The following is a 14,031-nucleotide window of genomic DNA, read 5'->3' as shown; positions in this document are numbered from 1 at the left end:
TGTCATTTATGGTCATTAAGTGGTCATTACACCGCGCTGTCATTCGTTGGCTAACTCGATCAATGACAGCGTAGCGAATGACCACTTAATGACCATAAATGACATTTCTCTAACCCTTTATTATGTCAATAACCCTGCTTCTTATTGCCGTTACCGTCGCTATCAGCCTGTGGGGGTGGAATAGCCCAGCCGTGATGGATCGGTGGATCATGAACCCGTATGCCGTGGCGAAACGGGGCGAATACCACCGCCTGGTCACGTCCGGTTTTCTGCATGCCGATATGAGCCATCTGTTTTTCAATATGCTCAGTTTTTACTTTTTCGGGCAGGGAATAGAGCGTATTTTCGGAGAGCTGTTTGGCAACCTGGGTGGGGCTGTGCTCGTCGGTTTTTACCTGATTGCCATTGTTATCTCGGACATTCCAACACTGATGAAATACAAAAACAGTCCAGGCTATAATTCGCTGGGGGCATCGGGTGGCGTATCGGCCATTATTTTCGCCACCATCCTGATCCTGCCGCTCACGCCCATTTACTTTTTCTTTATTCCAGTGCCTATTCCGGGCTTTATTTTTGCGTTCATTTATCTGGCTTATTCATACTACGCTGCTCGCCGGGGCGATTCGGGCGTCAACCATGACGCTCACTTGTATGGTGGGCTGTTTGGTATTGTGTTTATGGCCATTGCCTATCCACCCGCCATTCCCGGATTTGTTGAACAAGTGTTGCAGTGGAGACCATTCTGACTTACTAGTCAACCGTTATGAACCTGGGCAAACTGTTTCGTCAGCCGTATCCTGTTCCTGAATCAGCGGGAAACGAGTGGGTTATCGGGGCGTTTGTGGGCGGGTTCCTGCTGCTTTTTCAACCCTTCGGCATTTCGGACTGGCATACATCCGACAAAATGTTTAAGGTGCTGGGATTTGGGGCGGTCACCACGGGCGTGATGATCCTTTTTGATCGGGGAACCCGGCTGCTGCCGCGTTATTTTGCCGAAGAGCACTGGACGGTAGGCCGTGAAATTGCTAAAATCCTGACGCTGATTCTCTGCATTGCTATAGCCAATAGGTTATACATGAGTTGGTTAGCTGGCTTGTCGACGCAAGGCGGCTGGCTTTGGACTATCGGTATAACGTTCTTGCTGGGCATTTTTCCGGCTGTAGGCGTTGTGCTGACCAACTACATTGTTCAGCTACGGAAGTACGAGCAGCAGGCCGCTCATTTTATACTGCATAAAACCGCGCCCGAACCGCCCGTTGATACTGAACGCGTACCAGTTGCCATGCCGGTTCCGGCGCAGCAACCCATTGGCAGTCAACAGGTTTTGTTTGTCGCCGAAAACGAAAAAGATACACTGCAACTAAACCGCGATGACTTGCTGGCCATCGAATCGAGTGATAATTACTGCACCATTTTTTACCTGAAAAACGGCCGGCTCGCTAAAGAGTTGATGCGAAGCAGCCTGACCCGCCTCGAAACCCAACTCGGCGAAGGCGCGCCATTTGTGCGCTGCCACCGGTCGTACGTCGTCAATCTCGATCAGGTTGAGCGCGTGTCGGGCAATGCGCAGGGCTACAAACTGCACCTGCTTGATGGGCAACTAACGGTGCCGGTAGCCCGCAAATACAACGACACGCTGGTGGCGCAGTTGAAAGGGCAGTAGCCAATCTGACCTTACCCCCGAATTTGCCCTGTTCCGGTCACGACCCACTTCTCGGTGACGAGTTTTTCGAGCGCAAATGGTCCGCGGGCGTGCAGTTTTTGCGTGGAAATGCCAATCTCGGCACCTAATCCAAAACAGCCGCCGTCGGTAAATCGGGTCGAGGCATTGGCGTAGACCGCCGCGGCATCCACTTCGGTCAGAAACCGATCAATCAGCGCCTGATTCGTTGAAATGACCGCTTCTGAATGCTTTGATGAATACGCCTGAATATGCGACAGGGCCTCATCGGGACCCGAAACAACCTTCACGGCGCATTTATAGTCCAGAAACTCGCGGCCAAAATCAGCCGGTTGCGCGTGTTGCAGGTAGGGGTAGCCCGCCTGCTCCAGAATAGCATAGCTGGTTTCGTCGGCAAAAATTTCGACCTGATACGCCAGAAAACCCTCAATCAGACGCGGCAGGAACGTACCTGCAACGGCTTCGTCGACCAGCACGCCATCGAGCGAATTACAGACGGATGGGCGCGACACCTTGGCGTTGACGACAATTCGGGCGGCCATGTCCAGATCGGCCGATTGCTCAACGTAGGTATGGCAAACGCCCGCGCCCGTCTCGATGGTCGGAATCTTTGAATGCGTTCGAACGTATTGAATCAACGATTCGGAGCCACGCGGAATGATGATATCAACGTACCTGGTGGCGGTTAGTAACTCATTTACCACGGCCCGGTCGGGCGGCAGGAGCAACACCGCTTCTTTAGGTACGTTAAATTCGGCGAGCACGCCCTGAATGAGGCTCACCAGTATCCGGTTTGAAAAATCGGCTTCTTTTCCCCCTTTCAGCACACAGGCATTGCCCGACCGCAGACAAAGGGACGCCACATCGACCGTGACGTTGGGCCGCGATTCGTAAATAACGCCCACCACACCCAGCGGAACCGCCAGTTTCTTCAGTGTCAGTCCTGGCTCCAGTTCACGCTCCAGTTGCACCACACCAGCCGGATCGGGCAGCACCGCTACCTGCCGTAAGCTATCGGCAAGGTCTTTAACGCGGGCTTCGGTGAGGCGCAGGCGATCTTTCTTGCTATCGGTGTCGGGCATACGATCCAGATCACGTTGATTCTCGGCCAGAATAGACGCCGTATTGGTCAACAGCACGTCGGCCAGGCGGTTGAGCAAGCGTGTTTTTTCGTCGCTACTCAGCCGTCGTATCGCCGAAGCGGCCTGTTGCGTTGCCTGAAGAAGGGGAGTGATCGGTGTCATAAATGCACTACTGATTTCTACAAAAGTACGATGTCGTTGGCATTGGCCACGTCTATATTCTGTCGGGAAGTTAGATTGGCCAGGTCGAAGGAGGAGATACGGGCCTGGGCTACTGCCAGCGCATTACCGGTTTCGTCGACAATCTCGATGACCTCACCGGCCGAGAATTCCCCCAAAATCTCGGCTACACCAACCGCCAGCAGGCTATTCCTGCGTTGCAGGGCCGCCGCCGCGCCCGCATCGACCCGAACGCGGCCTACTACCAGGCTGCCGCTACCCAGCCAGCGGCTTCGGGCCGACAGGGTCATTGGCTGGGGTTCAATCTGTGTGCCAATGCTGCCGTCCAGTGCTTTGCGAATGCTGTCGGGCTCGGTCAATCCGAAAATGACCACCCGGATACCCATGCGGGTAGCCAGTTTGGCAAACGTCAGTTTGGAGGCCATCCCGCCCAGGCCCATCGATGATTTATCGGTTCGCACTACGCCAAAGACTGCTTCAGTGAGGCGGGGTACGTGCCGGATCAGGTTGCCATCGGGGTCGAGCAGGCCGCCAACCGACGTACACAGCATGAGCACATCGGCACCAAAGCCAACGGCCAGCAGGGTGGCCAGTTCATCGTTATCCGAAAATTTCAGTTCCCGGTTGCTCACCACGTCGTTTTCGTTCACAATCGGCACAATGCCGTTGCTCCACAACTCTTCGTAGGTATCTTTCAATTGCAGGAACTGGTCGCGGTTGGCGAAGTGATGCCGTTCGCAAAGGCTCTGTGCTACGGTGATACCGTACACATCGAAGAAACGGCTGTACAGGTTAAGAAGCCGGAGATTGCCCACGGCCGCCGCGGCTTTCCGCTGGCTGATTTCGCCTTTGTAGTTGCTGATACTACCACGGCCAGCCCCCACCGCCCCCGATGAGACGAGCACAATATGGTACTGAGTATGGAGTGCTGCTACCTGCCGGGCGATATCGACCATAGCGGGTTTATTCAATTCACCGCCGGGCAACGTAATGGAGGCGGTACCAAATTTAATGACAAGAACGGGAAGGGACATGGGGCAAAAGTACGTCCAAAGTTCAAGGGTGCCATGTCGTACACGGCACCAGCCGTGTACGACTTACATGTCAATCACCGGCGTGGCTTTTGAACAGGTGCTCGATGGCGGGTTCTGTAAAACGAGCCTTGTGGCGGAGCGCTTTTTTTAGTAGATCGGTATAGTCGCGCTTGCTGATGTCGATGGCACCGTAGCGTTTTACGTTATCGTTGATAAACTGGGTATCGAGCAACTGGAATTGCTGCTCACGCAGGATCATGATCAGGTGATGAAACGCTACTTTCGAGGCGTTGGGTACGTGGTGAAACATGGATTCGCCGAAGAAAACTGAGCCAATCGCTACGCCATACAAGCCGCCTACCAACTGGTTGTCGATGTAGGTTTCTACGCTATGAGCCAGGCCCATCCGGTGTAGTTCGGTATAGGCGTCAATAATTTCGTCCGAAATCCAGGTGCTGTCATCTTCCGAGCGGGGCACGGCACAATGGCGCATAACCTGTTCAAAATCAGCATTGATGCGAATGTCGAACAGGCGTTTGTTTAGAATTGGTCGCAGCGATTTGGCCGGTTTGTAGGTATCGAGTGGAATAATGGCGCGGGGGTCTGGCGAGTACCAGTAGAGCGTACCGTCGGCGTCGGCCATCGGAAAGATGCCGTTGATATAACCGTAGATGAGATCGTCGGCGGTTAGCTTGTTCATGAAATCCGAAAGGGACACCCTGTTTTAACAAAGTTATAGAAAACTCCGGCTAACCAACAAGCTGACAGGTCGTTAAGTTTTGTCTGGAACGACTAATCTGGCCTGACCCTGATGTTGGCCAGGGCAAAAAAAAACTACACCGATTCTGGTCAGTGTAGTTCCGTAATGTTCATTTTGATTTTCGCCGCTGCCGGGCAAAATAGACAGACATGACACCGGCTGTTACGCCGCTTGTTAACATTGGAGGCGCTTCATACCCAACAAAATAACGGAGGGCAGTGAACAGAAGCTGAATAACCAGCACAAAGCTGAGCAACTTTAATAGGTCGGTACGGTTCATATGTAGGTTAGTAAAAGAGAAAGTCTACTAAACTACAGGGTTTTGTCTAAAATGGCAAGTACGGTGGGTTCAAAACCGGTAAAAAAGCCGTCCACGCAGGCCAACAGAGAGCGAGTTCAGACAGGCGTCGACATCAGCCAGAGGAACCATGACTACCGGGCTTACCTGCCCCGTAAACCGGCCCCACTGCCGCTCCATACCAGCGCCTATGGCTCCGCTACTATACCATAACGCCGGGCGTCTTACTGTCAGGTTTTCCCTGACTTCATCGCGGGGGTTAAAGAAATCAAAGGCATACGTAACTGTTTCGCGTGGATTCAGGCTCAGATTCAAGCCTACGAATGGAGTAAGGACATAGTTTTTGCCCAGGCTGATCCGGTAGCCAACTTGCAGCGGAATCACCAGCGATTGCCCCACCCGGCTAATGTCCATCACTTTACGGGGCAAACCGGGTCCGATTAGTACAGGCTGCGTGCTTCCGGGATAGTCTTTCCGAAAATCACGTTTCGTTTTAGCCATGAATACCTGTTCCGTTGCGTAGGCGTCGCCAGCCCAGTTGATGTGGCTCAGGCCAGTGCCTATTGTCCAGCGGTCAGCCACGATTGCTTCGCCATAGACACCTATTCCCGATTGCGCCGTGCCGATCTCGCCGCCTGCGCCTAGCCGGAAGGTGATGGGTAGCGGAGTGGTGTGCTGGGCCGGCGAGGCGGGCTCTACGGCGGCTACCGTAGCCCCCATCGTGGTTGTATAGGGCGACCGGTAACGTACCCGGCGGAGGTGCCGTTGCCAGCTTTCGGCAAGTGCCTCAGATGGGCCCGACAAAGCCAGGGGCGTCAACGGTTGCACACTGGCCAGTGAACCAAGCGCAGTAATAGCTGGATCGACCGTTTCTGTTTTGGTGGTACGTACCTGATTGGTTACTGAAGTAGTGTAAAGAGTTGGGTCATTCGATCGGGATGAAGTACTGGTTGAATTCGATGATTGGTACTCAGAAAGTCGGCTGTTGTTTCGTACAATATCCGGGCGGCCTGTCCGGCGTGTACCTATCCTGGCTGATTCAGGAGGAATCGGGATTGAGCTGACGGGAGCGGTTGTGTAGCGGGATTGATCGGGCGTTGCAGGAGTCGACGTTGGGTTGGCCCGACCTGTTACCAACCGATCAGAAGCTGACTGGGGTTGCTCCGTTGCTGGCTGGTCACTGGTTGATTCAGATTGACCCGGAACCATCTGATTGGCCGGGTTGGCTTGGCCTGTTCCCAGTTGCCTTGTATCGCCCAACCGCTGAATCCGGCTGGCTATCCGGTCAGATGACTGTGGCTGGGTACGTTGCCGGTCGGCGCGGGTTAGTGGTGCCGGATAGGCAGGTTCGCCAGCCACCGAAAGGGTTGCTTCGGCTGCCCGCTGGCGGCTTGTGCGAGGCGAATAGACTGTGTAGGGTTCGTCATAGGCATTGATACCCCGCATGACAGACGAACCAGGGCGGGCCGACTGCGTCAGATACACGGTATCAACGCGGGGGTGTTCGGTGGCCATTGCGGTCAATGACTGTTGCAGGCGTGTCTGCACATGTTCCATCCGTTCAACCGTTTTGGTCAGCGTCTGCACATGTTCAGTCAGCGACTGCGTAGTGCGGTACTGCCAGATGGTTGTGATGACCATGCCTGCTACGGCGGCGGCCATGAGGGCGGGTTGCAGCCAGCGCGTAGGCGTTTGCCACAGCGAGGGGGGAAATCCCTGGCTACCCATGAACCGCTGAAACTGGGTCCAGTTTTTTTCCTGGAACGGCGGGTTGACCCCTTCTAGTTTCCGGCGGATGGCGTCGTCAAACGGATCAGTTTTCATAGAATTGTGACGGACGTTTTGAAGATGAAGAGGCGGTGGTGACTAGCTCCTGCAGGCGAACGCGGGCCCGCAAAAAATGAGATCGTATGGTTGCCTCGTTGGCGTTGAGATTGTCGGCTACTTCGCGCAGGCTGTAGCCATCAACTACGTGCATGAGAAAAACAGTTCGGTGAATGGGCGGCAACTGCTGCACCAGGGCCAGAATTTCTTCGGCTGCCAGTTGGTCAACGGCCGTTTCATGAACGGGTATGTCTGGCGGCGGGCTGCTGCCGGTTGCCGGTGATAAAGAAACCGTGTCGAGCTTATGATGCTTGCGGTGATAACTGATCGTTGTGTTTACCACAATTGTTCGCAGCCAGGCTTTGAAAGGCAACGAGGTATCGTAGGAGCCCAGATGCTGAAAAACTTTCAGGAAGCTTTCGTTCAGCACATCGTCGGCCTCATCGACGTTGGCCATATACCGCAGACAAACGCTCTTGGCGTAACTATAGTACTGCCGGAACAGCGTTCGCTGGGCCCGAACGTCGTTTGTTCGGCAAGCTTCGATAACACTCAGCAGGTCGTTATCGGTGAAAGAAGAACGGCGTCGAAAAAACACGAGCGTTGGCAGATTAAATGAAACACACTTCGTACTATACCGTACGCAGGAGACGCGAGCCCTGTTGCACCGATGGCCTCACTATAACAACTTTTTACACAGCTACTAAACTAAAAAAATACCTACGGTCCTGCAACGGTCAGCAGAAGGCTTACGTAATGTTTCATAGTGGGCAGCTCACCGCATTGACTGCTTCCTCCTGCTCTATAATAGACAACACTCACCAACACGATGAACATACTTATTCTGGGCAGTACACAGGCTTGCGGGCCGGGTTTGCCCACCGGTAAAAGCTACGTGGCGCAGTTTGCTCGTCGGCTTCGATCAAGCAGACACCCGGTCGAAATTGATTACCGCCCGGTCAGTATGGCAGAAGCCAGTCGGCTGCTGCCTAAACTGCGCCTGTCTGCTTACGATCTGATTTTGCTTCAATTCGATTCGCCACTTGACTGGCTTCCTGATAAGCCCGTTGGCCGGTTGATGATGCGGGCCAGACTCTGGCTGGGAAGCCACCGCTTTGCCCAATTGAAAACGCTTCGCGAGCAACTGGTAAAGGTGCTATTGCAGGTACGTGTCTGCAACCGTCAGGTTGTGTTGGTGTCTCCTTTGCCACATAGAAAAGAACTTGAACAACAACTGGTGCAGTTGATGCGCGCCGTTTATGTGCAGGAAAGCCGGGAGTGGCAGGTGCCGTTCTTCGATGTAAGCCAGCACTTGTCGGGTGGCGACGAGTTATTCCAGGCAGGTTCTGCGGATAGGCTCAGCACTGTTGCGCATGAGCTGATGGGCAGCGAACTGCATACGTTTATCACTGAACCTACCTATACCCTATGGCCGTAACCTTTACTGCCCTGTCTGGTCATTAATCGACTGGGTGCCTGCGCTTACCTTAATCTCTTTTCACTTTTCAAAATAACCATTTAGTATGCTACACAAATTGATGTTTGGTCTGGCCCTGCTAGTAGCGGTGGCCGCCTGCACCCAACAAAGTAATTCCGTTAGCCCTCAGGACGACGAAGCCACAATCATTGCCTCGCTGGCTCGCGTAGGCAACCCCAACAATGCTACGGCGGTAACCGGCAAGCCTTGCAGCGAAACGGTAGTTGACAAAGCAACGGTGCCTGCGGCCGTTTTTACTTATTTGACCAGTACGTACGGATCGTATACGTTTGTGCAGGCCGAGAAGGGAATTGATCGTGACGGTGCTACCTATTACGAAATTCAGTTTACGCTGGATGGTAAAATGCGTCAACTCCATTTCGATAGTGCAGGTACGTTGCTGCAGGGTCCTGGTAATGGCCCCAAAGGCGGCGGTCCGGGCGGGCCCGGTGGCCCGAAAGGCGACCGCACACCGCCGATTCGCACGGTGCTCGCCGATGCTAAACTATTACCGGCTCCCGTTACTGCATACATGACCGCCACCTTTGCGGGCTATACACTCGTGCGGGCCGAAGTTGTGACCGATGCCACTACCGGTGCTGTACTGTTTTATGATGTTCGGTATACGCTGAACGGCAAAACGAGCGAGGTGCACTTTGATGTCAATGGCAACCTACAGGCACCACCCAAAGGCCATAAAGGGCCGGGTTGATTGAATCAGCCTAACCGTATAAGGTCTGAAAAAGAGACCTTACAGGTTTTTGTTGTAGAACCAAAAATGGCCCGGAGGATATCCTCCGGGCCATTTTTGGTTCTACAACAAAAACCGTTTCTTACCGACCGCGGCCAACGGCTACGGGCTCAACGATGGCGTCAACATCGGCTAGTATTCGGCCGCAGTGTTCGCAGACGATGATTTTCTTCTTGTCTTTAATATCGGCCTGCCGCTGTGGAGGAACCACGTTGAAGCAACCACCACAGGCACCCCGGCGAACCGTTACAACGGCTAATCCATTGATGGCGTTGTTCCGAATCTTGTCGTAGGATAATAGCAGGCGAGCTTCTACGTTTTTGGCTTGCTCGTCGCGTTCCAGCGAAAGGGTCCGCTCGTCGGCTTCGCTTTCAGCCACCAGTTGATCAAGCTCCTGCTTTTTCATCTTCAGGTCTTCTTTCCGAAGATTGAGCGATTCCTGCGTGGTGTTGATCTCTTCCTGCTTGCCCTGCATCCGAAACTGCGACTCGGCAATCTTTTTGTCCGACAATTCCATTTCCAGCGACTGCAATTCAATCTCTTTCGTGATGGCGTCGAATTCGCGGTTGTTGCGCACGTTCATCTGCTGCTCTTTATAGCGGGCAATGAGCTTGTCGGCGTCTTTTTTAATACCCTTGTGGCGGTCTACTTCATCCTGAAGGGAGCTTACTTCGCTGTTGAATTTGCCAATGCGCGTTTCGAAACCGGCAATTTCGTCTTCCAGGTCGCGAACTTCCTCGGGTAGATCGCCCCGCATTTTGCGAATATCATTTAACTGAGAATCAATGGCCTGCAGTTTAAGAAGTGCGTCTAACTTTTGCGCTACCGTTAGTTCCATTCGGAGGAGTGATGTTTTAAAATGTATACTGAGAGAAGTGAGAAATAAGATAGGAGAACGAGACGACTAACTACTGCCTACATCTGGTCTCTTAATTTCCTGCTTCTTTGCTCTATCTAAAAGAAGTACCGAACCGGATTGGTGTCAGTAACCGCTAAAATTACCGCAAAGGTAGTGAATTTATCCCTCAAATGCTGGGCAATCAGGTCTTTGGTAAATACCTCACTCTCATAATGCCCAATATCGCAGATGACGATACGGCTATCGGCGTCAAAGAATTCGTGGTACTTGTAGTCAGCCGTGACAAATACGTCGGCACCTGCCCGAATAGCGTCGGGTAGCAAAAAACTACCCGCACCGCCACAGACTGCTACGCGTTGCACGGGCTTGTTGCGCAAGGGTGTGTACCGGACCACCGTCGCGTTCATCGTCGTTTTCAAATGCGCCAGCCAGGTACGTTCGTCCATTGGCTCCGGCAGGTCACCAACAGCACCTGAGCCCACGGTCTGGTTCACGTTACTCAGGGTGTACAGATCATAGGCGGGCACTTCGTAGGAGTGGGCCTGCTGCATGGCGCGAACAACAGCACTTTCCAGGTACGTTGACAATACCACTTCAAGGCGTTGTTCGGTCACTGTTTCATCTTTGGCTATTTCGCCAACCACCGGGTTTGCGCCGTCGAGTGGCCGGAACGTACCTATGCCGCCCACCCGGAATGAGCAATGGTCATAATTGGCAATCTGCCCCGCACCAGCTTCATACATAGCTGACAAAACAGCGGGAAGATCGGCATCGGGTACGTAAACAACCAGTTTGCTCAGGGTCTGGGCTTTTGGAGCCAGAATCTGGACATTCTGTAAACCAAGTCGACTGGCAATGTGGTAATTGACGCCCCCCGCTACGCTGTCGAGGTTGGTGTGAGCGGCAAAAATGGCGATGTCATTTTTGATGGCTTTGATCACCGTTCGCTCCACGTAATTCTTGCCGTTCAGTTTTTTCAGGCCCTTAAACACGATCGGGTGGTGCGCCACAATGACGTTACAATTCATTGCAATGGCTTCATCAACAATGGCTTCGGTGGCATCGAGCGAGACCAGTACGCCCGTCACAGGTACGTTCGGGTCGCCCACAATCAGCCCGGCGTTGTCGTACGATTCCTGATAAGCGGGCGGTGCCCAGGCGTCGAGGTAGCGCGTCAAGTCACGAATCAATGGCGTTGTCATAGTCGCAAAGGTAGGAGCGGAGGCTTTTGTAGGGCAACTACCGGTCGATTCGTTGTGCCGGTGAGTCTGAATCATATGGTAGGATTTGGCAATCGGGGCACTGTGATGCGTAAATAGAATAACCACATCCTGTTATGCCTTGTTAGTAAACAGTAGGGCCTTATCAGCCTGATAACTAACGTATGAATCGCATGAAAACAAGCAATTTAATCGCCGCCATACTTGCCATAGCATTGCTCCTCAGCGCTTGTGGCAAGAAGCTGAATTTTGTCAATTCGTCTGTCGTGCCAGGTGCTACCGGAAATGTGGACGTGAAAAAGGACAAAAACCAAAACTACGTGATCACCGTGAATGTGCTGAATCTGGCAGAATCGAAGAGGTTGAGCCCACCCAAGGATGTGTACGTCGTCTGGATGGAAACGCGCGACGAAACAGCGAAGAAGTTAGGGCAGATTACTCCATCGACAGGGCTTTTGTCTAAAGCGCTGAAAGCCACTATGAGCGCTACAGCCATTACAGAACCCAAGCGGGTATTTATCACCGCCGAAGACAACATCGATGTCTCCTACCCAGGTGGCCAAACAGTTTTGTCGACCCAGTAACTCGGCGAAATCAGGTTGTAGTAAAAAGCGAAACGCCCCTGACTGTGTAGCCAGGGGCGTTTCGCGTATAAGCGAAGGGGGCAGATTACATCATGCCGCCCATACCGCCACCGCCGTGGGCGTGACCGCCACCGGCTGGCGCTTCTTCTGGCTCGTCAGAGATCAGGCACTCGGTCGTCAGCAAGAGGCTGCGTTCTCAGTCTTACCATTGTTTATGAAGAGGCTTTGTTGCATAGCTTCATAAGGTGATGTTTTGACTTGGTACAAGTCTGATGAAAAGCGATTTCGGTAATCTGTTCTATTAAAAATACCTTAACAAATGTCGACTAGTTCATCCGTCAATCGTACTGAATTTAAGCTTTTTCTGGAAGGTTGAGAGCCATGGAAAAAAGCCCTATTAAGAGACTAAATATTCAATTGTGTAGAGACTGCAAAAGATCTAAAATGTCTATGGATATAAAATCAGGCAAATCATCTATAACCTTCTTCACAACTTCTTCTTTCAGTTTTTGAAATTTGCCCAATTCCTGATAGGTAGCTTTTATAACCTTCTCTAAATCATGTCCCTGATATTGTAGATACCAGATAGGCAGGTTAAATGACATCCCATTGCAATAATACATTGACAACTTATCTTGGGGTAGTTCAGAATGATTTTCTAATTTTGATATAATATCACTAATTACGATATCTATTATTCCCTGAAGTTTAGCGACAGAAAATTTTGGAAAGTCTAAAAAACTTTCGTCATCACTTAGTCCAAAATAAGATCTATCGCGTAGCTTTTCTCTTAATAAAAAATTTGATAATAGTAAAGGGTCAAAAATATAATTTTCGATACTGTAACGTTTGTTTTGACCTAACACTATTATTCGTTCATTGCCTTGATTCCTTTTATCCCAATCAATTATACCGTACACAGTTTGGTTTCCTGTCCGTGTGAGAGTATTAACAATATCTTTAACTTGATCACAATTACCCGAATTGCCTCTAGTAGATCCAGATGATATAAAATATAGAGATTTATCACTTTGTATTTTTTTCTTTAGTTTTCCATAAATCCTTGTATAAAAATCAGCGTCAATTTCACTTTCCACAAATACTTGCCTTCTATTATCCGCATATATACTGAAAGAAGGAATACCGTCAGTTAATAGCTTCATCAATTGCTCTTTAGACCTTTTTTGAATTCTTGGTGAGTCTTTTTGCATGACATATAAAGATTCATCAGGGGCCATTGCTATGGTGGATGGAGAATGTGTTGTCAATATTACCTTCACCCCCTTTTCTTTGACAAATACATTTTCTATTACTTGTAGAAGTTGCTTTGCCATCGATGGGTGCAAAGGTGCATCTGGCTCATCCAGTAGCAGCAGTTTGGGAAATGATATGTTCGTCTTCGAGTTGTAAAGTGATAATGTCAAAGACATTAGCACTTTTTCTCCAGATGACAAGTCACTAAAATTTACCGTTGCTCCATTTAATTTGTTAATCAATTTGAACGTAAAGGGAAGATCTCTATCACTCCCCAAGGGATTATTTATTGTGTAATCAATACCTGCTTCATCAAATATTCTATTTACAAAATCCCAGGGAGGTGATCCGTACTTACTTATAAACCTGTCTTCTGTTAAAAATTTAACTTTCTTTCCTTTAACATTTGTTAAATATTCATTGAAAAAATTATCTTCATACCTATCATAATACCTTTTAAATATAGCAGAAAAGTTCTGATAAAAAACGTCAGACACGTAGCCATAAGTTAAGGGGTAATTATCTTTAATGTCTTCTATACTTATTTCAGAAATGTCCTTATTAGTATCTTTAACTATTTTGTCGATTATGCCAAACTGGTACTGATTATGCGTATTTATAAGGTGCTGTTCTAAAGTTAAATCCGACTTTTTCTTTAACTCACTTTGGAAATTTTGTAGAATATAGCTTATATTGTTAGCGTCATTAATGAGATTAGTTCTTTCAACTTGATAAGAGTCATTGGGTGACAATGTATTAGAATTGACGTACTTTTTCGTGGATATCTCAACGCCATCCTCGAAGACTCTTGCTTGACCCTGCTCTATAGCAGTTAGAAAATGGCTTTTACCAGCTCCGTTGACGCCAGATATTACTGTAAAATCTGGTAGTTTCACCTCAAAAGGTTGCAGAAGTGATTTGTATTTGCCATTAAATAAGATATAAATCATTATTTTAAATTTTATGGGTTTATGCAAAAGTAGCACGTAAAAGTTCGTAGAAAGCAAAACGCCCCTGACTGTGTAGC

Annotated in this window: 14 protein-coding genes; 5 read left to right on the top strand and 9 right to left on the bottom strand. The window is 50.3% G+C overall.

What is annotated here, in order from left to right; translation table 11 throughout:
* The first annotated feature begins 122 nt into the window (after positions 1–122).
* Positions 123–746 carry a rhomboid family intramembrane serine protease gene (locus tag ACFE8Q_RS15550; RefSeq protein ID WP_375446326.1) on the top strand — a complete coding sequence of 208 codons (624 nt, stop codon included), beginning with the start codon at positions 123–125 and terminating at the stop codon, positions 744–746.
* Between the two features lie 17 nt (positions 747–763).
* Complete coding sequence (locus ACFE8Q_RS15545; protein WP_375446325.1) at positions 764–1,663, top strand: LytR/AlgR family response regulator transcription factor; 900 nt, start codon at positions 764–766, stop codon at positions 1,661–1,663.
* A gap of 11 nt (positions 1,664–1,674) precedes the next feature.
* Here the strand turns inward: ACFE8Q_RS15545 and ACFE8Q_RS15540 are convergent, their stop codons facing one another.
* The 6 genes from ACFE8Q_RS15540 to ACFE8Q_RS15515 all read right to left on the bottom strand — a co-directional run bounded on the left by ACFE8Q_RS15540 (position 1,675) and on the right by ACFE8Q_RS15515 (position 7,457).
* Entirely contained in the window at positions 1,675–2,925 is a 1,251-nt protein-coding gene (locus tag ACFE8Q_RS15540) for a glutamate-5-semialdehyde dehydrogenase (RefSeq protein WP_375446324.1), read from the bottom strand.
* A gap of 17 nt (positions 2,926–2,942) precedes the next feature.
* A complete protein-coding gene (gene proB, locus ACFE8Q_RS15535; RefSeq protein WP_375446323.1) occupies positions 2,943–3,977 on the bottom strand; it encodes a glutamate 5-kinase in 1,035 nt (344 codons plus the stop codon).
* 70 nt (positions 3,978–4,047) lie between these two features.
* Positions 4,048–4,677 carry a leucyl/phenylalanyl-tRNA--protein transferase gene (gene aat / locus ACFE8Q_RS15530; RefSeq protein ID WP_375446322.1) on the bottom strand — a complete coding sequence of 210 codons (630 nt, stop codon included), beginning with the start codon at positions 4,675–4,677 and terminating at the stop codon, positions 4,048–4,050.
* Positions 4,678–4,846: 169 nt separating this feature from the next.
* A complete protein-coding gene (locus tag ACFE8Q_RS15525) occupies positions 4,847–5,017 on the bottom strand; it encodes a hypothetical protein (RefSeq protein WP_375446321.1) in 171 nt (56 codons plus the stop codon).
* A gap of 69 nt (positions 5,018–5,086) precedes the next feature.
* Complete coding sequence (locus ACFE8Q_RS15520; RefSeq protein WP_375446320.1) at positions 5,087–6,859, bottom strand: hypothetical protein; 1,773 nt, start codon at positions 6,857–6,859, stop codon at positions 5,087–5,089.
* Positions 6,849–7,457 carry an RNA polymerase sigma factor gene (locus tag ACFE8Q_RS15515; protein WP_375446319.1) on the bottom strand — a complete coding sequence of 203 codons (609 nt, stop codon included), beginning with the start codon at positions 7,455–7,457 and terminating at the stop codon, positions 6,849–6,851. The genes ACFE8Q_RS15520 and ACFE8Q_RS15515 overlap by 11 nt, the downstream gene beginning before the upstream one ends.
* Positions 7,458–7,688: 231 nt before the next feature.
* Between ACFE8Q_RS15515 and ACFE8Q_RS15510 the strand changes: the two genes are divergently transcribed.
* Positions 7,689–8,297, top strand: coding sequence for an SGNH/GDSL hydrolase family protein (locus ACFE8Q_RS15510; protein ID WP_375446318.1), 609 nt, complete (start codon positions 7,689–7,691; stop codon positions 8,295–8,297).
* Positions 8,298–8,382: 85 nt separating this feature from the next.
* Positions 8,383–9,048 carry a PepSY-like domain-containing protein gene (locus ACFE8Q_RS15505; RefSeq protein WP_375446317.1) on the top strand — a complete coding sequence of 222 codons (666 nt, stop codon included), beginning with the start codon at positions 8,383–8,385 and terminating at the stop codon, positions 9,046–9,048.
* Between the two features lie 121 nt (positions 9,049–9,169).
* Here ACFE8Q_RS15505 and ACFE8Q_RS15500 read toward each other — a convergent pair whose 3' ends face one another.
* Both ACFE8Q_RS15500 and ACFE8Q_RS15495 read right to left on the bottom strand, forming a co-directional pair.
* Positions 9,170–9,925, bottom strand: a complete 756-nt coding sequence (locus ACFE8Q_RS15500; protein WP_375446316.1) for a zinc ribbon domain-containing protein — start codon at positions 9,923–9,925, stop codon at positions 9,170–9,172.
* A 116-nt stretch (positions 9,926–10,041) separates the two neighbouring features.
* Positions 10,042–11,148 (bottom strand): Nif3-like dinuclear metal center hexameric protein, encoded by a 1,107-nt coding sequence (locus tag ACFE8Q_RS15495; protein ID WP_375446315.1) that lies wholly within the window; start codon positions 11,146–11,148, stop codon positions 10,042–10,044.
* 182 nt (positions 11,149–11,330) lie between these two features.
* Here ACFE8Q_RS15495 and ACFE8Q_RS15490 point away from each other — a divergent pair, with 182 nt between their 5' ends.
* On the top strand, positions 11,331–11,750 hold the full coding sequence (locus ACFE8Q_RS15490; RefSeq protein ID WP_375446314.1) for a hypothetical protein: 420 nt from the start codon (positions 11,331–11,333) through the stop codon (positions 11,748–11,750).
* 413 nt (positions 11,751–12,163) lie between these two features.
* Here ACFE8Q_RS15490 and ACFE8Q_RS15485 read toward each other — a convergent pair whose 3' ends face one another.
* Positions 12,164–13,954, bottom strand: coding sequence for an ATP-binding protein (locus ACFE8Q_RS15485; RefSeq protein ID WP_375446313.1), 1,791 nt, complete (start codon positions 13,952–13,954; stop codon positions 12,164–12,166).
* Positions 13,955–14,031 lie beyond the last annotated feature (77 nt).

The sequence above is a fragment of the uncultured Fibrella sp. genome (genome assembly GCF_964250085.1).
GTDB lineage: Bacteria > Bacteroidota > Bacteroidia > Cytophagales > Spirosomataceae > Fibrella.
The sequence above is the reverse complement of the archived record's forward strand: the minus strand, read 5'-3'. Positions and strand labels throughout refer to the sequence as shown.